Genomic DNA, 19,135 nt, shown 5'->3' with positions numbered 1-19,135 from the left:
CGTGGCTGTTGCGCAACGAACTTTTACAAGCATGTTAATTTTGTAGTAAATTGAGGTCCATTAGCTTTTATAACAACAGGGTCAAGTGTCACTTTAGGTTCTAACAGGTTCAATATAGCATCCCAAAGTTCTTTCTCTCCGTATTTTATCATTTTTTTGAGATTATAAGCAATTCCGGCCATTATCATGCATTTATTGGCCAGTTTTATCCCGATCGTATTGACTTTTCGCATACCCAGGTATTCGATTAGGTTTCCAATGACGGGTTCTACCGTACTTTTCCGTATCGTCATCATTTGCTTGCCATAATCTCCGTTCATTCGTCTGTGCATCTCGTCAAACAGAGGCCTTGTCAAGGAATTGGTAAGCGTTTTATAGCTTGATTTACCGAGGCATTTTGCGCGGACAGGACAGTCTTTACAATCAGACCGCTTGCTCATATATGTCTTTGAAGTCCCATGATGATTTTTGTAACCAATAAACTTTAAAGTGTTCCCCTGACTACATTGGTAACGGTCGTTTTCTTCATCATATACAAACCCGTCCCGTTCTTGTTTATATGTTCCTGTGTTGGGTATATAGCCTGTAATACCCCGTGAAATGAGACTTTCCAATGCCGATGAACTACTGTAGTTGGCATCGGCAACGATTTCCTCGACCGTCAGACCGTATTCCTTAAGGTTATGCCCGACTTGCTCAAGTACAGCATCAAGACATTGGCAGTCCTTTTTATTTGCATGGAAAGCCCCGATACTGGTGATGATATAACTTGAAGTATCTACACTAAGTTGGCCAAGGTAGTTCAGTTTCATTACTTTACCGGGTTTTACCGACATCTTTGAATCAGGGTCTGTTGTGCTGGCACGGTTGGCATTATTGCGTTTTTGAGGCTTCATTTCGGGTTTATCGGGAAACTGTTCGTCTTGCTCATTTTCATCCGGTACCCCATCTTTTAACTGGCCGGTAAATACCATCGCATCCTCCAAAATGTCTGTAACGCTGTCCATCGACGCGTTCGCTTTGACCAGAACACTGTCGATTGCTTGCCTTTTTCCGGTCAACATCCCTTTGTCGATACACTGCTTCAAGACCTGTTTAAACAATTCTTTGAAAACGTCTTCATCATAAAGCTGACGGGTACGGCTTAACGTAGAGTGCCATGGCAACTCCTCATCAATATCATAACCGATGAAATACAAAATGTCCAGACGCATGGACGATATATTGATGATACGCCTGTCGCTTGGTTGGTTCTCTAAATAGCCCACAAGCAATAGCTTAAAAAAAACGATGGGGTCAATGCTTTTTTGGCCATCTTTTCCATAATACTTTGATGTAGCGGCGTATAAAAAATGAAGGTCTAATGTTTCTTTCAATTTCCTGTAGATATTATCTGCCGGAACCCGATCTGATAACTGGAAATTGGTAAAGAGCTTCTCTTGATAGTTTTTCTTCCCTTGCATGATGTTAAGATACTAAATATCAATATCTTAACAAAATATTATTGAAAATAATCCTTTCGTTGCGCAACAGCCACGATGACGCTCGCGCCAGCGAAATTTTTTTTGAAACGTACCCATAAATACCCATATTTTTCGCAAGGTGCATAGTGTTCGGCGCAAAGCGTAAGAAAGGGAAGGGCATTTGCACATATGCATATTTACTCATCCCGATAGCTATCGGGAGCACATCATGCGGATACCCATAACCTTCAAATCCGAAATTGAAAATCCGACATCCGAAATAAACACCCCCATCTTCCATTTCACATCATCCATCTTACATCAAATAAAAACCGTATCTTTGCGGCAATATATGCGGTTTGCGTATATCCGCACTTAACCGGCTCTGATCAATACCATTTTTCATTTCCCTTTAAAGAGCGGGCACACTTTAAAATTTATACATGTCATTCGAGAATTTAAAATTAATTGAGCCTATCCTCAAGGCCCTAAAACATGAGGGTTATACCACACCTACGCCTATACAAGAACAGGCCATACCGATTGTGTTGGACCGCAAGGACCTTTTAGGCTGCGCCCAAACCGGTACCGGTAAAACAGCTGCCTTCGCGATACCTATTTTACAGATATTGCACAACGAGCGCCTGCAACATAAGGAACAAAAGACCATTAAGGCACTGATACTGACACCAACCCGCGAGTTGGCCATACAAATTGACGAGAGCTTTGCCGCTTATGGCAAGCATACCGGTTTAAAACATTTGGTGATTTTCGGCGGGGTATCGCAACACCACCAGGTAGAAACGCTGAAACGCGGCGTCGATATTCTGGTAGCCACCCCGGGCCGTTTGCTCGATTTAGTGAACCAAAAGTTTGTGCATTTAGAGCATGTGAAGATACTGGTACTGGACGAAGCCGACCGTATGCTGGATATGGGCTTTGTGGTGGATGTGAAGAAGATCATCGGCAAGTTGCCGCAAAAACGTCAAACATTGTTCTTTTCGGCCACTATGCCGAACGAGATACAGGCATTGGCCAGCAGTATACTCAACAATCCCGAAAAGGTAACGGTTACGCCGGTATCTTCAACAGCGGATACCATACAACAGGGCCTTTACTTTGTAGACAAGAACGACAAGAAAAACCTGCTTATCCATATATTGAAAGACAAGACCATTGCTACCGCCCTGGTATTTACCCGCACCAAACATGGTGCCGATAAGGTGGTGAAGGATTTGGTGAAGGTGGGTATTACTGCCGAGGCCATACACGGCAATAAATCGCAAAACGCGAGGCAACGTGCTTTGAGCAACTTTAAGAGCCGCACCACCCGTGTTTTGGTAGCTACCGATATTGCGGCACGTGGTATTGATGTTGACGAGCTGACGCACGTGATCAATTACGAACTGCCCAACGTACCCGAAACTTATGTACACCGTATTGGCCGTACAGGTCGTGCGGGTTTAAGCGGTATCGCTTTATCATTTTGCGATGCGGATGAAGGCGAGTTTTTATTCGATATACAAAAACTGATATCCAAGCCTATCCCGGTTGTGGACGACCAACCCTACCCTATGCGCCCGCCTGCTATGGGCCCGGGCATTAAATCGCCCAACAAACCGGGCGGTGGTGGCGGCCGTGGCGGCAAAGGCGGTCCGCGAAATGGCGGCGCTAAAAAGTTCGGCGAGTTTAGGAGCCGGGCGAGAAGGGATTAGCCCCCTCTAAATCTCCCCCGGAAGGGGAGACTTGGAATTTTATAGAAGCCCTCCCTTCCGTGGAGGGTTGGGTGGGGCTGGCATGTTGATAAGTTAATAACCCCGGCTTGCATAAAGCCGGGGTTTAAAATAATTTAGGACCAAAATCGTTTTATCATGGCAATGAAAAGGCTCGTCGGACTGATTAAGAATAAATTCTTCCTGGTTACGGTAGCGTTTATTGTGTGGATGCTGGCTTTCGACAAAAACGACCTGCACTCGCAGTACCAGTACTTTACCGAAGTGCGCAAAGCCCAAAAGGAGCGCGATTTTTATCTGAAAGAAACCAACCAGGCTAATAAGGACCTTAACGAATTAACCACCAACCCGGCTACCCTCGAAAAATTTGCCCGGGAAAAGTATTTAATGAAGAAGGATAACGAGGATGTTTTTGTGGTGGTGCGGAAGAAGAAGTCGGAGGAATGAGGTCGGAGGTCAGAAATCAGAGGGACGAATTTTGAAGTATGATAAAGACATTTTTTGATTTGGATGTGTATCGTTTGGGGAATGATTATTCGATGAAGATATTCTTTTTGACCCGCGAATTTCCTAAATCAGAAACCTATTCTTTAACAAGTCAGATTGTTGATTCATCACGTTCGATTTGTGCCAATATTGCCGAAGGTTGGGGCAGACGGGTTTATGAAAGCGAGTTCAAAAAGTTTTTAGTTTACTCGATGGGTTCGCTGCAAGAAACCAAATCATGGCTAACATTTGCAAATCAAGGTCAATATATAGACGATACGACGGTAAGCCAATTGATGGATGAAGCTGAAGTTATAGGTTCCAAGCTTTTCAAGTTACATCAAAATTGGAAGTCTTAAACTATTCTCTGACATCCGATTTCTGTCTTCTGACTTCGCTTAAACCTCTCCGTCTCGCTTACGCAAAAACCACTCGGCACTCAATAGTACCATTATCAAAAAGAAAACCCATTTCACATCAACTAAGTCGCGGTAAGTTTTGTCATCGTAAACCACGGTTTTGATGTTCTCGTTCTTACGGATGAGGTTGGCCAAGTCGCCGATCTGGGATGGCATCAACATCTGGCCGCCATTGTCTTTAGCGAGGCTATATAGGAGGTGATGGTCGGCCGTGCTTTGGCGGGTTTCGGCGTTGAGTACTTTTATCACAAACTGGCCGGTGGCGGTAAAGCTTTTGTCGCCGAGTTTGGTAGTAGCGGTGTAAGTATAATCGTCGGGCGGTAAGGCGCCGGCGTTGAGTTGGTAACTTTGGCCGTTACGGGTAAAGATGAAGCTGTAGGTTTTGCCTGCCTTATTGCTTAGGTCGATCTTTACATCGGGCGTATTGATGAGTTCGAGCGCATCGTTATAGAGCTCGCCATTGAAAAGGATATCCTCACCTTCGTCGAACACGTTCTTGGCGGGGTAAACCCTGAAGCGCTGCCGATTGTTGTTGGCGGTTAGATATTGCACTGATTGGCTCATCAGTTCGTCGACGGCGTTGCAATTACCATCGGTTTTATATTCGGCAAGGCGCCATTTCCACAAGCCTTCGGCGGTGAGTACGGCTATACGGCGGCCGCTTTCTTCGCCAAAAGCCAATAGCGGGTATGAAGTTTCAACAACGCCTATCTTTTGTTTGAGCAGTACCGACTGGGCGTTCGTGGTTCCATAATTACCAAAGGGAGCGGATAGCGGCGGCAGTAAAGCCAGCTCGCGCCGGGTGGAGTCGGTTAGGGTAAAATCAGGGAAATCGGCTTTGGGCAAGGCAAAAACCTCTTGCATATCCTGCCGGCCGGAACTGATCTGTACCACTTTTTGCAGGCTGTTTACCTGTTGCAGGTTTGATTGCGCGCCAACCATGTACCACACCGGTATCTTCTGCCTGACAAGTTGCTCTTGTATGGACGATGGCATAGCCGAGCCAAATGAAGGCACCTGGTATAAAATGACCGCACTGTAGCCGGTCAGTTTTTCCGGGGTCATGTCGCTGAGCAGGCTTGTTTTTACTTCGTAATTACGGTTACCCTCCAGCGATGCCTTGATGGCCGTGATATCGGGATGCGGGCTGTTGTATAGCACCAGTATCTTTTGCTTGCTATCCAACACCTCTACATAAATGGTCTCGTTGTTGTTGGTTGTCGATATCTCGTTTTGAACGGGCTGCAGGTTGAAGCTGAATTTGTGCACGCCTTTTTTGTCGGCATGTAACTTAACCGGTATTGTCGTACGGAACTCGTTGCCTGTTATCCCAACGGTTTGGCTAAACACAGGGGCGCCGTCTTCTGTAACACTCAAGTGCAGGTTTTCGCCTTTGCTTTGGTAGGCTTCGGCCAACACCTCTACCATAAAATCGTTGCCTAAAAAGGCGGTTTTATTGTAGTTTACGTTGGCGATGAGCAAATCGCGTTTGGGGATGGTATCGCCCAAGGCGATGGTATAAATATTGGTCTTTGAATTACGGGCCACATATTGCGGACCAGTACCTTTATTATACATACCATCGGTAGCCAAAACCAGTGCGCCAATGTTTTGGTTGGAGAAGCGGTCGTTGAGGCCATTGAATACGGCTGATATATCGGTTTGCTTGCCATTAAAAGTATTAGTCAAACTGTCTTTGAGTTCGGCGCCAAAATGGAACTCGCGAACATCATAGTCGTCACCGAGGGCTTTTTTTAGTCCGGCAAGGTCGGTCGCAACTTTTGCAGGGTCGACGCCTTTTGGTTCGAACAGCTTGACAGAGGCTGAATTGTCCTGCACCACCAATACAAGGGGCTTTTGCTGTCGGCTGCTTACGGTTTTAATCATAGGCGATAGCAGCAGGAAAGAGGTAAGCGCCACCGCCAGGAAACGAATAGTTGTTAACCCATAACGGATGTTATCGGGCAGGTTTGAAGGTTTGCGGTAAAGCACCCAGGCATATATAACGCCCAAGGCGATGCAAGCCAGCGCCCACCATACCGAAACTGAACCCCAGGTTATTGAAAACAAAAACAGCATATGTGATTGTAAATATGCTGTTTTTTATATGAATAAGGAATGGTATAGTAAAGATATTACAAAGCAGAGCGCATAGAGCAGAGCGCAAAGCGATTTTTGCTACAACATGCCGCCACAAACAGGTATCACCTGCCCGGTAATGTAAGCGCTCATGTCGGAGGCCAGGAAAACGCAGGTATTGGCCACGTCTTCAGGTTCACCGGCTCGTTTAAGCGGGATGTTTGCTTCCCAGCCTTCAACCACTTTGGGGTCGAGCACGTCGGTCATTTCGGTGCGGATAAAGCCAGGAGCCACCACATTGGTGCGGATATTACGAGAGCCCAACTCTTTGGCGATCGACTTAGAGAAACCTATGATGCCTGCTTTTGATGCCGCGTAGTTTGATTGCCCCGCGTTACCTTGCACACCCACTACCGAGCTCAGGTTGATGAACACGCCATAACGGTTCTTCATCATCACTTTTGAAGCTACTTTGGTGGTATTGAAAACCGATTTGAGGTTAACGTTTAGTACATCGTCCCAGTTCTCTTCGGTCATGCGCATAAGCAGGCCGTCTTTGGTAATGCCGGCGTTGTTCACCACAATATGGAGGGTGCCAAAATCGGTAACAATATCGTTGATCAGTTTTTCGGCTTCGTCAAATTTAGAGGCATCGCTGCGATAGCCTTTTACTTTGGTGCCAAATGCTTGCAACTCTTGTTCTAAAGCCAGACCTTTTTCTACTGATGACAGATAGGTAAAAGCTACATTGGCGCCATGTTCGGCAAACTTTTCGGCAATTTTACGGCCTATGCCTTTTGATGCCCCGGTAATGAGGGCCGTTTTTCCTTCGAGTAATTTCATGGAATAAGGTATGTTTATTTCGAAGGGGTGAAGTTAGAAAATTTAGTTCATGGTTCATAAAATCGGTTCATAGTTGATAGATCATAGTTCATAACAGCTTTATAACACTTAATTTAAGTTTATATCAGTAATTTTACCATGATCTATGAACTATTAACCATGAACAAAACACAAAGCGTTGAATCTTTTTACGATGAACTGAGCAACCAGTATACTGAACTGATACGCAAATGCGTACCCCGGTACGAGGAAATATTTTACAATCTGTTCCATTATATACCATCGGGTTTAAAGCCGAGGAATATACTCGACCTGGGGTGCGGCACGGGTAACTTAACCGCAGCGGCCTTGCAATATTATCCCACAGCGCAAATACATGCGCTCGATATTTCGGGCGATATATTAGATGAATGCCGGCAACGTTTTGCAGGTATATCAAACATTCATTATCACCAGCAGGATTTTAACCAACTTGATTTTAAAGACGAATCTTCTTTCGACCTTGTTATATCAAGTATTGCTATACACCATATTGTTGATGCTGATAAAGCAGCGCTTTATATTAAATTGCATGGGCTATTAAAACCAGGAGGCATATTTGTATTTGCCGACCAAACCAGCGGCATGAACGATGAGATCTACCAAAAGCACATTGCACGTTGGAAACAGGAGGCGTTTAAATTAGGCTCGACCCAAGAGAATTGGGACATGTGGATGCTGCACCAAACCGCGCACGACTATCATTCGCCCACAGTATGGCATTTAGATCAATTACGCCATACAGGTTTTGCTGCTGTAGATGTGATTTGGAAAAACATTATGTGGAGTGTGATCATGTCGGTTAAATAAACGCTGCCTTCAATAACCATCTCTTAAACAGTTATTAGGTGACGTAAAATCGACCTATTTTTCTGCATTTTTTTTGAAGTCGCAAATTTTAGGTTGAAAAAATCTTAAAGGATGTGATTTCATTGAAATAACGGCAACTATATACCAGTTGGGACAAAGCGGTAACGATAATATAAATTCTTATATTGTAATCCCAACCCAATATAGATGGACACAACCGTTATTATCAAAATCATGATATTTATTATATTGGCTCTTTTCACAAGCTGGCCGTATTTTGAGAAATTTAAAGATTACCATCTTTTTAAAAGGTTTTGGATAGGGGCTTCTATCATTTGCCTATTAATGTTTGGTATAATTGATATATATACAAGTGATAGTCAAGCTAAAAATGATAAAAAGGAATTATCTAAATCAATGGATACAATAAGTTCACTTTCAATTAAAGTGAACAAACTAACTGAAAAGCTGGATAAAATAAAAGACGGCAATGATAGTCGATTTGACGACCTTAATGATAGGTTTGATGCGCTTAATGATAAGGTCACATTATCTATTCAAGAAAACAAAGGCAATATTGCCGAAAGTCTTAATGATACATCCAAATAAAAATATTTAAGATGATGCCTTGACCACGGTTGACTGATTTTTATCGGTCTCCGTGGGGCAAGGATGATATGAACATATTTAAAGCAGTTACTTTAGCAATACAGTTAAAAATAACACGTAAATGTTTTTCAACTTGTTCATTTGTGTACGAAACTGTGCTTCTTTTGTTTTTGAATTTAATAAAAGATATGCCTTCTTGAACGGCATCAACTGCTTCATCTGCATGATTTAATAACGAGTGTGCAACTACATTTCGTTCTTGCATTATCTTCTCGATTGTTTTGTGAATATTTTTATTTTGTCCGTTAAAAACATTGTCATGCTTTTCTGTTAGAAATTGAAATATTTGCCTTTTTCGGTCAAATGATAATAAATCTGTACCAAAAACATAATTCATTAATTCATGCTGTTTTGAAAGGTCATTTGAAAAGTGCACACATAAATACTTATCTATCGCTCTTTCTAAAATTATAGTCATGGTTATTATACGACCCCTAATTGAACTTTCCTTTGCGAGAAGCAAAATAAAATTTTCATCATTATATTTCATATAAAATTGGCTTATAAAAAAATAAACATACAAACTATTTTCAATAAAATTTGGAAGATATTGGGACAAATGTTTATATTTGTACAACAAAACGATAAAGACATGACAACGAATTTCAAAAGCCTATTACAAGTGTTAGATTACTTCAAAGATGAAGCGACCTGTACTGCCTATTTGGCTAAGAGCCGTTGGAATGATACACCGTCATGCCCACATTGCGGGAACGTTGGTGCATACGTAACAAATCGCGGTTTTAAATGCAAAGCTAAAGAGTGCCATAAAAAGTTTACAGTTACAACTGGTACTATATTTGAAAACACAAAAGTGCCTTTGCGTTTATGGTTCGCTACTATTTATTTGGCAACCGCACACAAAAAGGGTATTTCAAGTTTACAATTAAGTAGGGATTTAAACATCACACAAAAAACAGCATGGTTTTTATTGCATAGGGTTCGTGAAATGTTAGCGAACAACGCACCTGAAATGTTAGATGGTACTGTAGAAATTGATGAGACATACGTTGGTGGGGCAACCAAAAATAAGAGCAATAAAAAACGTGCTGCTTTACGTGAAACTGGTGGTCAGTATTTTAGTAAGACTTCGGTTGTGGCAATGTTACAACGTGATGGTGAAGTCAGGACTACGGTATTAAAAGCTAATAGCGTTAAGTTTAGCGATGTGTTGCCTTTGATACAAGCAAACGTATCTGAAACCTCATTAATCATTACCGATAGTTCCACAATGTACGGTATCCTCAAATTATCTTACAGGCACGAGGTTGTTAACCATGTTAACAAAGAATATGCAAGGGGTGCAATGCACACTAATACTATCGAGGGATTTTTCAGCCAGTTTAAAAGGGGCATAATCGGGATATATCACTATGTATCGCCTAAGCACTTACAACGCTATTGCAATGAATTCGGCTATCGTTACAACACCCGCAAGACAACGGACGTTGTGCGCTTCGAGGATGCCTTTAAACAGGTTAATAACATACGTTTGACTTATGCTAACTTAATTGCTTAATTTTGATATTATGGCAAAGAAAAAATCAGAACCGAAATCCAGGCCTGAACATTACGAAAAAAGCACCCTGAAAATAAAAGGTACTTTTGATGATGTTATTAAGGCTTCGTTTTTGGGTAAGCCGCCTGAAAAGAAAGAAAAATAATTTTACAATTAATTGCAAATTAACTGTAAAAAATAGTTACTACCTTTGCAGTAAGAAAAATGATATAAAAAAATATCGCAACATTAGATGCAGGTATACGTTTAATCATTATTATTGTAAAAACAAAAGGAGCAAACAAAATGGAAAAGAAACAAAAAGTAGACGAAGCCCGCCCTGCTTTTATTAAGGTTTCGGAAAGTATTGAAGGGGTTATCAATGGTATACAATGTGGATATGCTGTATACGTAGCGGATAAAAAAGAGGGTGAAAAGTATTTCAATTATTTCATTCCTTCGTTTAACATGCATTTTTTTGCAGAAACTGAAGAGGATGGTAAAATAATTGGAGAGGCTGGTATTGAAGGATTTTTTGATTATTGGGTTAAAAACCAAGGCAAAAAAGCTTTTTTTGACCAAATTAAAAAATTAGGTTTTGTTGAGGTGAAAAGTAAGGCTAAAAAAGCAGTTCGGTATTCTGCTATTAGGCCAAGTATACCTATGGCTTACAACCATAAGGCTTTTGATATTTCAACTACAATATCAGAAGCTGCATAGTAAATGGTAAAAGACGTAGTTTCTCAAATATTTTTTGATACCATTGTCGATAACGGTGGCGGCCATAGCATGAATAAAAAAGGGAATATAGTAATTCATGTTATATCAGGGCCGAAAGATACCATTATAGTACCGATTAAAGATGTTTACGAGGAACTGCCCGGCGAAAGTGTGGCTGTTTGGCTATCTCAAATAGGTTTTACTAAACTAATACCATTTTTAGTGCCAGACCACCCAATAGCAGAATTTATAAAAAAGTTACCATAAGCCTGTTATTAACGGGCTTTTTTGTTTAATACATTTATATTCGTTAAATACTTTAGATAATGATAAGCAATATATTTAAGGGATTGTTTTTGGCAGTTTCAATAACGGCATGTTTTTTTCTTTATGGAATTTATGAAAGTAAAGATAATGGCAGATTTCAGATAGCAACACAACAAGATGAATGGAGTAAAGTAATTGATACTAAAACAGGGCAAGTTTATATTTTTGAACCAACAAAGGGTTATTACTTATATAATCTAAAGGGTGTTAAAGTATATTACAAGATACCGCCTCAATAACCTTGTCCCAACTGCTATATAGTTACCGAAATAACCCATTTAAAATTGCGATAGTGTCAAATTTTCGGTAACTTTTCAGTTACATTTATAATTATTTCATTTTTTACTCTTCTTTTTTAAATTTCACAATAGATTATTAAATGATTTTAATTTTTTTATAAAAATTTTAATCAAATGGCCTTTAAATTTCAGACAATATAAAAAAATCACTAAAAAAATGATTATAATGTTCATATAAAATGATTAAAATCAACTTTTATTATAAAAATTAAGATGATAAATTGAATTTTTTACAATTTTTCCTTACTTTAAGGGCGTTTATTATTATTAACTGACCTTTAATTAACGAAAAATGAAAAAACTACTACTCAAAACAGTGGTGGTTTTGCTGCTATTGGCATCTCATGCTTATGCACAGAACCGCACAATCACCGGAACCGTTACCGGCAAAGATGACGGAGCGCCAATACCCGGCGTAAGTGTTGTTTTAAAAGGCACCAAAACCGGTACCCAAACAAGTGCCGCGGGCAAATTTACCATCTCAGTAGGGCCAGGCCCGCAAAGTTTGGTTGTAAGCTTTATCGGGTACATTTCGCAAACAGTACCGGTTACAGGTACCAATTTGAACATCGTGTTAGAGCCAAATCAAAAAGCCCTGGATGAGGTGGTGGTTGTTGGTTACGGTACGCAAAAGAAGCAGGACGTTGTAGGAAGCATTTCAACAATAAATGGAGCTGACCTTGTTGATCAGCCGGTGCAAAACGTTGAACAGTCGTTAGCTGGTAAAGCGCCGGGCGTACAGATCACCATTCCGAACGGCGTGTTGAACACACCGCCAATATTTCACATACGTGGTACAAACTCTATCAGCTTAGGCACGCAGCCGCTTATTGTTGTGGATGGTGTTGTTTCGCTTACCGGCGATTACAGTGGTGGCGAATCGGGCGGTAACGCGTTATCGAATATCAATCCTGATGATATTGAAAGTATCGATGTTGCTAAGGATGCATCGGCAACTGCTATTTATGGTAGCCGGGCCGCCAATGGTGTTGTATTTATAACTACCAAAAAAGGCAAAAAAGGCGATGCCGTTGTCGGTCTTGACAGTTGGGTGGGTGTAACGACAGTGAACAGATTGCCAACCGAACTGAATACAGACCAATATATCGCACTTAAAAATCAGGCGATAGCCAATGCCAGTTTGAGCGCCACTACTGCTATGGTACCAAATTATGACGCGAATGGCAATCAAATCAATACCAACTGGAAAGATATTGTTTACCAACGTGGTATAGCTTACAGTACAACGGCCAGTGTATCGGGCGGCACTGATAAGACAACCTATTATATGTCGGCAAATTTTGGTAAACAGGGCGGTATTTTAAAATCGACAGAGTTTGATAACAAAAGTATGTTGATGAATGTCGATCATAAAGCGAATAAAATCATCTCTCTTGGAATGAAATTATCCTATTCCGACCAGATGGACCTTGCGCCTACGTCTTCTGGGTCATTATCCGGCGAAGCTTATGCAACAGCCGGTTTGGGAAGGATTGCTGTGTTGCTGCCGCCCAACTTGGCGCCATTTAACAATGACGGTAGTTATAACCTTAACCCCTCTACAGGCGCCCTTGGTACCATGAACGATAAAGGTGTGTCCATTAGTTACACAAACCCACAAGTTGCGTTAGACCTTGACCGTGCCAACAGCGAAATCACCCACTTGGCAAGTAATATTTATTTGCAATTAAAGCCATTGGAGTGGATGACGTTTAAGACCACATATGGTATAGACTATATTACTTCGGTTAATGATAACTTTTTCGACCCGATAGATAATTTTTCGGGCAGCGCTGCCAGCAACACGGCGTCGGCCTCGTTAACTACCAGTATTAACAAAAGGTGGCTGTGGGATAATACCGCCCAGTTTGATAAGAGTTTTGGAAAAAACAACGTTTCGTTATTGTTAGGTAACGAGCAGCAAGGAACTTCAGTTGATGGGTTTGGTTTGGGTCGTTCTATCCTTTCCGATCCTTCATTTAATGTAATACAAGCCGGTTTTGTAAACGTTAGTACTGCAGGCCTAAACTTAGGAAAAGATTATCTGGTATCGTTTTTCGGTCGTCTAAGCTATAATTTTGACGAGAAATATTTTTTTACGGCTACTTTACGGCGCGACGGATCGTCGGTATTTGGGTCTGACAAAAAATATGGTATTTTTCCAAGTTTAGCCGGTGGCTGGGAAATAGCAAAAGAATCATTTTGGACAAAAATAGGTGCCGATAAAATATTCAGTAGCTTTAAAATAAAAGGCGGCTGGGGCCGTGCTGGTAATAACAGTGGGTTGAACAGTTATTCATCATACGGAAGTTACGGAAGCGGTTTATTTAACGGAAACTCGACTTTGGCTCCTAATGCAACAGGTAACAATCAGTTATCGTGGGAAACAACTTCAAAATCGGATATCGGCATTGACTTCGGCATCTTGCATGATCGGATAACCGGTTCATTAGGTGCGTATTATAACAACACTACCGGCTTGATCCTTACCTATCCAGAACCTCCTTCTGCCGGTTTACCGGGATCTCCATCCGTTAATATTGGTTCGTTGTACAATAAGGGTATAGAAATAAACCTTGATGCCAGCGTACTTAAAACAAAAGACTTTAGCTGGACAGCAAACTTCAACATCAGCTTTAATAAAAACATGATTACAGCGTTAGTTCCCGGTGTTGCTAATATAACCTACACCACATCGAGCCTTGAAACAGCAAATATTAACCAACCTAGCGGTTCGGTTGGCGATCTATATATTATTAAATCGGCTGGCGTTGACCCAAGTAACGGTTTAAGGATATTCCTTAATGCTGCAGGGCACCCGGTTGAATATAACTTTATCGGTGTTAACGAACCCGGCTTAGGTACCGCGCATTATTTTAACATGGATGGAACGCCCTATCTTACTGCTGCTGGCGGTTTAAATTCGATAAACCAAACAGCCGATGCAAGCGACTATGGTAACTCAACACCAAAAGAAGTGGGTGGTTTTAGTAGCAATTTCAAATATAAAAACTTCGACCTAAATGTGTTGTTTACCTACCAGCTTGGTTTTTACGTATATTACGGAACACAAGCTACCTTAACCGACCAGCGCTTCTGGAATAACTCTACAATTATTTTGGACAACTGGACAACACCAGGCCAAGTAGCTACTTATCCAAGAGTAGTTTTTGGGGATAACGTTTCGAACGGCACATCGTATCCAACAGACTTTAATACCTACCGAGGCGATTTCCTGAAATTAAAAACCATAAACTTTGGCTACACTATACCTAAGCCAATACTGAGCAAAATAGGTATCAGGAGCGTGCGCCTGTACGTTACCGCCCAAAACCTGGCGATATTTACTAAATACCCGGGCCCCGATCCGGAAGTAAGTTCGAACGGTACGTCAAATAACGCACCCGGTGTTGACAGAAATACCGCCGGTAATGGCAGAACCCTTACCGCCGGTTTCTCAGTTAAGTTTTAACTATTAATTTAAACGAAATGAAAAAGATAATTTTATTATTAATTGGTATTGTAGTGCTAAGCACTTACTCCTGCCAAAAAGATCAATTATATCAACCTTTGCCTACCTCGATTTCTAATCAGGCCGGCGCCCCGTTTTCAACTTCGGCGCGTATTTACGCTCAAGTGTTATCGCTGTACTCGTCGTTAAGGAACGGCCAATTATATGGTGGCAGGTATCAAATATATAACGATGTAAAAGCTGACAACTGGATCAACTCGACCGCAAACTCGGTTACCGCTTACCAAACCTGGAACGAAACGATACAAAGTACCAGCAGTGAAGCTATAAACTTGTGGGCGGCGTGTTATACAACTATTAATAACTGCAATTTGTTTATTGACGGCATGAACGCTTATGGTACCGCAGTTGTTGGTACCGCTTTAGCAGCTAACTATATTGGTGAGGCACAGTTTGTGCGTGCATTGTCTTACGACGCATTATTGGTAATGTATTGCCAGGCATATTCGGTAAGCTCGGGCAACACACCAGCCGTGCCTTTGCGCTTAACAGGTAATTCTGCTTACGGCGATTTTTCGGCCGCGCCGGCAACGGTAGCGCAGGTTTACGCTCAAATCATCAGCGACCTGAACGCAGCTGAAACAGCTTTGCCTATATCATACGGCAGTGATGCTACATCGAACACGATTAGGGCATCGCGTAACACTGCCATTGCATTTAAAACCAGGGTATATTTGGCTATGGGGCAATGGGCAAACGTGGTTACAGAGGCAAATAAAATTGTAAGTGCAACAGCACCATTTACTGCAACCAGTGGTGTAGCTTACGCACTGCAGGCCAACATAGCCAAAGTTTTTGCTACACCTTACACAACTACCGAATCTGTATTTTCAGAACCATTTACTACTACTGAAACTGTTGGCGGTCAAAACGCATTGGCCGATTACTTTAATACTACCGGTACCACGGAATTTTATATCAATTCGAGCAGTGCGCTGTTTACCGACGCTGGCTGGAAAGCAACAGACGCCAGAAGAGGATTTATAAAAACAACAGGTACTAAACTGAATTTAACCAAGTGGGCACTGGGTTCGCCATATTTGGATTGGGCAAACGTAATGCGTTACTCGGAAGTGTTGTTGAATTTGGCCGAAGCACGTGTGAATTTGAATGGCCCAAGTGATGCGCAAGCAATAGCGTTGTTAAACGCGGTTAGGCAACGGTCGGACGCAACTACTGTTTTTGCCACTGCTACACTCGCATCGATTTACGAAGAAAGAAACATCGAGTTTTTAGGTGAAGGCCTGAAGTGGCAGGATTTGTTGCGCTTAGGATTACCTATCCCTGCAAAAGGCAACATTACTGCAACGCCGGTTGGTGGCTTTGGATCCACCTATATATGGCCAATGTCAAGCGCCGAGCAATTGTATAACCCGCTTATTGGCAGATAATCATTTGTTTTAAACTTTAATTTAAAAGCCACCCAAACTAAGTTTGTGGTGGCTTTTTTCATGACAAAGCGGGGTATTGATGCAACGGGCATAGTGTACCGGGATAGCTTGCTGATAAACATTATTTTGATTGCCCGAAAACTATAAAAATCACTACTTTTGCGGCTCATCAATCCATTTCAATGAGTAGCCCTGTTTCCATCAAAAACGCTTTAATTTCTGTTTACTATAAAGACAATCTCGAAAATATCATCCACCAGCTTAACAGGTTGGGTGTAAAAATATACTCTACCGGCGGTACCGAGCGCTTCATCCGCGAATTAGGCGTCGATGTAATAGCTGTTGAGGACCTGACTTCGTACCCCTCCATACTCGGTGGTCGTGTAAAAACATTGCATCCTAAAGTTTTTGGAGGTATTTTGGCCCGCAGGGGTTTGGCCAGCGACGAAGAACAACTCGCTAAATACCAAATACCCGAGTTTGACCTGGTAATTGTTGACCTGTACCCTTTTGAAGAAACGGTAAAATCGGGAGCAAGCCAGGAAGACATTATCGAAAAGATAGATATCGGCGGCATATCGCTTATCCGTGCCGCGGCGAAAAATTATAAAGACGTAGTAATACTGGCATCGAAAGATGACTATGCCGAACTGGAAGGTATACTGGCCACCCAAAACGGCGAAACGGCTATCGAGCAGCGTCGTAAATTTGCCAAACAAGCTTTCAACATCACATCGCATTACGATACTTCGATTTTCAACTATTTTAATCTGGATGAGCCTACACCTGTGTTTAAACAGAGCATACAGCAAAGCCAGGTATTGCGCTATGGCGAGAACCCGCATCAACAAGGTATTTTTTATGGCGATTTGGATGCCATGTTCACCAAATTGAATGGAAAAGAGTTATCGTACAATAATTTGGTTGACGTGGATGCGGCGGTGGCGCTTATCGACGAGTTTACTGAACCAACCATCGCTATATTGAAACATACCAATGCCTGTGGGGTTGCGTCGCGCAGCTTTATTAAAGAGGCTTGGTTGGATGCCTTGGCTTGCGACCCGGTGTCGGCATTCGGCGGCGTAATTATTGCCAACGACGAGATAAACGAAGAAACAGCTGCAGAAATAAGCAAATTATTTTTTGAAGTATTGATAGCCCCGGCTTATACGGATGAGGCGCTTAAATATCTTACAGAAAAGAAAAACCGGATCATATTAGTTCGCAACCCTGTTGAATTGCCATCGAAACAGTTTAAAACTTTGCTGAACGGCGTGATAGAACAAGATAAAGACAGCGTAATTGAAGGCCCGGCACAAATGAAGCCTGTTACCATACGTAAACCGACCGAGCATGAATTGCGCGACCTGCATTTTGCCAATAAACTGGTAAAACATACCAAATCGAACACGATAGTTTTTGTTAAGGACAATACTTTGCTGGCAAGCGGCGTTGGACAGACGTCGCGTGTTGACGCGTTGAAGCAGGCCATTGTTAAAGCAGATAGCTTTGGCTTCGACCTGCATGGCGCCGTGATGGCTTCGGATGCGTTTTTCCCGTTCAACGATTGCGTGGAGATAGCCGCCGATGCCGGCATAACGGCTGTATTGCAACCGGGTGGGTCGATAAAAGATCAGGATTCGATAAAAATGGCGGACGAAAAAGGGATATCGATGGTAATGACGGGAGTGCGCCACTTTAAACATTAATTAATTTTTTAACGTAATAATTTGTTGAGCGATAAATGATTATAAACATCTTTTTTTTTACAAACTTTGCAAATTAACAGAAACAGAGCATAATGGGTTTATTTAATTTTTTTACGCAAGAAATTGCCATTGATTTAGGAACAGCTAATACCCTAATTATATTTAACGATAAAGTTGTTGTTGACGAACCTTCGATTGTAGCATTTGACCGTGTTACCAATAAGGTGATTGCCATAGGTAAACAGGCGATGCAAATGGAAGGCAAAACCCATGATAATATACGTACCGTGCGCCCGCTGAAAGACGGTGTTATAGCAGATTTTAACGCCGCCGAGCACATGATTAGGGGCATGATAAAAATGATAAACAAAGGCAAGGGTTGGTCGTTCCCGTCGTTGCGGATGGTTATCTGTATCCCGAGCGGCATTACCGAGGTGGAAAAACGTGCCGTTCGCGACTCGGCAGAAATTGCCGGCGCAAAAGAAGTCTATCTGATACACGAGCCTATGGCAGCAGCTGTTGGTATCGGTATCGACGTGGAAGAGCCTATGGGCAACATGATTATCGATATTGGTGGCGGTACTACCGAGATTGCGGTAATTGCATTGTCGGGTATAGTTTGCGACCAATCGATACGTGTGGCAGGAGATAATTTTGACTCGGATATTGTACAGTACATCCGCCGTCAGCATAATATCATGATAGGCGACCGTACTGCCGAAAAAATAAAAATAGAGGTTGGTGCAGCATTGCCCGAGTTAGCCGACCCGCCAGCGGATTTTGCCGTGCAGGGACGAGATCTGATGACCGGCGTACCTAAACAGATCACGGTATCGTATACAGAAATTGCGCATTGCCTGGACAAGTCGATATCGAAAATAGAAGAAGCGATATTAAAGGCTTTGGAAATTACGCCGCCCGAGCTTTCGGCAGATATTTACCAGACCGGAATTTACCTTACCGGTGGCGGCGCATTGTTAAGGGGCTTGGATAAGCGTGTCGCTGCCAAAACCAAGCTACCGGTACACGTAGCCGAAGACCCACTACGTGCCGTGGTAAGGGGTACGGGCATAGCACTTAAAAACATAGGTAACTTTAAATTTTTGATGCAATAGTAA

At 42.2% G+C, this 19,135-nt stretch carries 18 protein-coding genes; 14 read left to right on the top strand and 4 right to left on the bottom strand.

Going from position 1 to position 19,135, the window contains the following annotated elements:
* Positions 1 to 23: 23 nt before the first annotated feature.
* Positions 24 to 1,463 carry an IS1182 family transposase gene (locus tag QZX97_RS02020; RefSeq protein WP_295664085.1) on the bottom strand — a complete coding sequence of 480 codons (1,440 nt, stop codon included), beginning with the start codon at positions 1,461 to 1,463 and terminating at the stop codon, positions 24 to 26.
* A 443-nt stretch (positions 1,464 to 1,906) separates the two neighbouring features.
* On the opposite strand from QZX97_RS02020, the gene QZX97_RS02015 reads away from it, so the two are divergent.
* The 3 genes from QZX97_RS02015 to QZX97_RS02005 all read left to right on the top strand — a co-directional run bounded on the left by QZX97_RS02015 (position 1,907) and on the right by QZX97_RS02005 (position 4,041).
* Positions 1,907 to 3,178, top strand: coding sequence for a DEAD/DEAH box helicase (locus tag QZX97_RS02015; protein ID WP_295649111.1), 1,272 nt, complete (start codon positions 1,907 to 1,909; stop codon positions 3,176 to 3,178).
* Between the two features lie 162 nt (positions 3,179 to 3,340).
* Positions 3,341 to 3,643: a septum formation initiator family protein gene (locus tag QZX97_RS02010; protein ID WP_295649108.1), complete on the top strand. Its 303-nt coding sequence runs from the start codon at positions 3,341 to 3,343 to the stop codon at positions 3,641 to 3,643.
* A gap of 38 nt (positions 3,644 to 3,681) precedes the next feature.
* Entirely contained in the window at positions 3,682 to 4,041 is a 360-nt protein-coding gene (locus tag QZX97_RS02005; protein WP_295649105.1) for a four helix bundle protein, read from the top strand.
* Between the two features lie 39 nt (positions 4,042 to 4,080).
* Here QZX97_RS02005 and QZX97_RS02000 read toward each other — a convergent pair whose 3' ends face one another.
* Together QZX97_RS02000 and fabG are read right to left on the bottom strand one after the other, a co-directional pair.
* A complete protein-coding gene (locus QZX97_RS02000) occupies positions 4,081 to 6,180 on the bottom strand; it encodes a hypothetical protein (protein ID WP_295649102.1) in 2,100 nt (699 codons plus the stop codon).
* Positions 6,181 to 6,279: 99 nt separating this feature from the next.
* On the bottom strand, positions 6,280 to 7,023 hold the full coding sequence (fabG, locus tag QZX97_RS01995; RefSeq protein WP_295649099.1) for a 3-oxoacyl-[acyl-carrier-protein] reductase: 744 nt from the start codon (positions 7,021 to 7,023) through the stop codon (positions 6,280 to 6,282).
* A 159-nt stretch (positions 7,024 to 7,182) separates the two neighbouring features.
* On the opposite strand from fabG, the gene QZX97_RS01990 reads away from it, so the two are divergent.
* The gene (locus QZX97_RS01990; protein WP_295664082.1) at positions 7,183 to 7,872 is read left to right on the top strand and encodes a class I SAM-dependent methyltransferase; all 690 of its coding nucleotides are present in this window, start codon (positions 7,183 to 7,185) and stop codon (positions 7,870 to 7,872) included.
* 207 nt (positions 7,873 to 8,079) lie between these two features.
* Entirely contained in the window at positions 8,080 to 8,481 is a 402-nt protein-coding gene (locus QZX97_RS01985; protein ID WP_295649094.1) for a hypothetical protein, read from the top strand.
* 40 nt (positions 8,482 to 8,521) lie between these two features.
* Here the strand turns inward: QZX97_RS01985 and QZX97_RS01980 are convergent, their stop codons facing one another.
* Positions 8,522 to 9,031 (bottom strand): hypothetical protein, encoded by a 510-nt coding sequence (locus tag QZX97_RS01980; protein WP_295649093.1) that lies wholly within the window; start codon positions 9,029 to 9,031, stop codon positions 8,522 to 8,524.
* Between the two features lie 102 nt (positions 9,032 to 9,133).
* On the opposite strand from QZX97_RS01980, the gene QZX97_RS01975 reads away from it, so the two are divergent.
* From QZX97_RS01975 to QZX97_RS01935, 9 genes are all read left to right on the top strand, one after another.
* On the top strand, positions 9,134 to 10,060 hold the full coding sequence (locus QZX97_RS01975; protein WP_295664080.1) for an IS1595 family transposase: 927 nt from the start codon (positions 9,134 to 9,136) through the stop codon (positions 10,058 to 10,060).
* A 10-nt stretch (positions 10,061 to 10,070) separates the two neighbouring features.
* A complete protein-coding gene (locus QZX97_RS01970; RefSeq protein WP_295649088.1) occupies positions 10,071 to 10,205 on the top strand; it encodes a hypothetical protein in 135 nt (44 codons plus the stop codon).
* Positions 10,206 to 10,345: 140 nt separating this feature from the next.
* Positions 10,346 to 10,759: a hypothetical protein gene (locus QZX97_RS01965; protein ID WP_295649086.1), complete on the top strand. Its 414-nt coding sequence runs from the start codon at positions 10,346 to 10,348 to the stop codon at positions 10,757 to 10,759.
* A 3-nt stretch (positions 10,760 to 10,762) separates the two neighbouring features.
* On the top strand, positions 10,763 to 11,026 hold the full coding sequence (locus QZX97_RS01960; protein ID WP_295649083.1) for a hypothetical protein: 264 nt from the start codon (positions 10,763 to 10,765) through the stop codon (positions 11,024 to 11,026).
* Positions 11,027 to 11,085: 59 nt separating this feature from the next.
* Positions 11,086 to 11,325, top strand: a complete 240-nt coding sequence (locus QZX97_RS01955; protein ID WP_295649080.1) for a hypothetical protein — start codon at positions 11,086 to 11,088, stop codon at positions 11,323 to 11,325.
* 352 nt (positions 11,326 to 11,677) lie between these two features.
* Positions 11,678 to 14,857: a TonB-dependent receptor gene (locus QZX97_RS01950; protein WP_295649077.1), complete on the top strand. Its 3,180-nt coding sequence runs from the start codon at positions 11,678 to 11,680 to the stop codon at positions 14,855 to 14,857.
* A gap of 17 nt (positions 14,858 to 14,874) precedes the next feature.
* Positions 14,875 to 16,308 (top strand): RagB/SusD family nutrient uptake outer membrane protein, encoded by a 1,434-nt coding sequence (locus QZX97_RS01945; RefSeq protein ID WP_295649074.1) that lies wholly within the window; start codon positions 14,875 to 14,877, stop codon positions 16,306 to 16,308.
* A 182-nt stretch (positions 16,309 to 16,490) separates the two neighbouring features.
* Positions 16,491 to 18,017: a bifunctional phosphoribosylaminoimidazolecarboxamide formyltransferase/IMP cyclohydrolase gene (gene purH / locus QZX97_RS01940; RefSeq protein ID WP_295649071.1), complete on the top strand. Its 1,527-nt coding sequence runs from the start codon at positions 16,491 to 16,493 to the stop codon at positions 18,015 to 18,017.
* Positions 18,018 to 18,109: 92 nt separating this feature from the next.
* Positions 18,110 to 19,132 (top strand): rod shape-determining protein, encoded by a 1,023-nt coding sequence (locus QZX97_RS01935; RefSeq protein WP_295649068.1) that lies wholly within the window; start codon positions 18,110 to 18,112, stop codon positions 19,130 to 19,132.
* The last annotated feature ends 3 nt before the right edge of the window (positions 19,133 to 19,135 follow it).

The organism is uncultured Mucilaginibacter sp. (genome assembly GCF_903893715.1).
Taxonomy (GTDB): Bacteria; Bacteroidota; Bacteroidia; order Sphingobacteriales; family Sphingobacteriaceae; genus Mucilaginibacter.
This window is presented reverse-complemented; position numbering and strand designations above follow the sequence as displayed.

Coding starts and splice junctions, on each gene's coding strand:
- QZX97_RS02010 (WP_295649108.1), top strand. CDS start 3,341: ATGAAAAGGCTCGTCGGACTGATTAAGAATAAATTCTTCCTGGTTACG.
- QZX97_RS01945 (WP_295649074.1), top strand. CDS start 14,875: ATGAAAAAGATAATTTTATTATTAATTGGTATTGTAGTGCTAAGCACT.
- QZX97_RS01990 (WP_295664082.1), top strand. CDS start 7,183: ATGAACAAAACACAAAGCGTTGAATCTTTTTACGATGAACTGAGCAAC.
- fabG (WP_295649099.1), bottom strand. CDS start 7,023: ATGAAATTACTCGAAGGAAAAACGGCCCTCATTACCGGGGCATCAAAA.
- QZX97_RS01970 (WP_295649088.1), top strand. CDS start 10,071: ATGGCAAAGAAAAAATCAGAACCGAAATCCAGGCCTGAACATTACGAA.
- QZX97_RS01985 (WP_295649094.1), top strand. CDS start 8,080: ATGGACACAACCGTTATTATCAAAATCATGATATTTATTATATTGGCT.
- QZX97_RS01935 (WP_295649068.1), top strand. CDS start 18,110: ATGGGTTTATTTAATTTTTTTACGCAAGAAATTGCCATTGATTTAGGA.
- QZX97_RS01950 (WP_295649077.1), top strand. CDS start 11,678: ATGAAAAAACTACTACTCAAAACAGTGGTGGTTTTGCTGCTATTGGCA.
- QZX97_RS02020 (WP_295664085.1), bottom strand. CDS start 1,463: ATGCAAGGGAAGAAAAACTATCAAGAGAAGCTCTTTACCAATTTCCAG.
- QZX97_RS02005 (WP_295649105.1), top strand. CDS start 3,682: ATGATAAAGACATTTTTTGATTTGGATGTGTATCGTTTGGGGAATGAT.
- QZX97_RS01975 (WP_295664080.1), top strand. CDS start 9,134: ATGACAACGAATTTCAAAAGCCTATTACAAGTGTTAGATTACTTCAAA.
- QZX97_RS01965 (WP_295649086.1), top strand. CDS start 10,346: ATGGAAAAGAAACAAAAAGTAGACGAAGCCCGCCCTGCTTTTATTAAG.
- QZX97_RS01960 (WP_295649083.1), top strand. CDS start 10,763: ATGGTAAAAGACGTAGTTTCTCAAATATTTTTTGATACCATTGTCGAT.
- QZX97_RS01980 (WP_295649093.1), bottom strand. CDS start 9,031: ATGAAATATAATGATGAAAATTTTATTTTGCTTCTCGCAAAGGAAAGT.
- QZX97_RS02000 (WP_295649102.1), bottom strand. CDS start 6,180: ATGCTGTTTTTGTTTTCAATAACCTGGGGTTCAGTTTCGGTATGGTGG.
- QZX97_RS01955 (WP_295649080.1), top strand. CDS start 11,086: ATGATAAGCAATATATTTAAGGGATTGTTTTTGGCAGTTTCAATAACG.
- purH (WP_295649071.1), top strand. CDS start 16,491: ATGAGTAGCCCTGTTTCCATCAAAAACGCTTTAATTTCTGTTTACTAT.
- QZX97_RS02015 (WP_295649111.1), top strand. CDS start 1,907: ATGTCATTCGAGAATTTAAAATTAATTGAGCCTATCCTCAAGGCCCTA.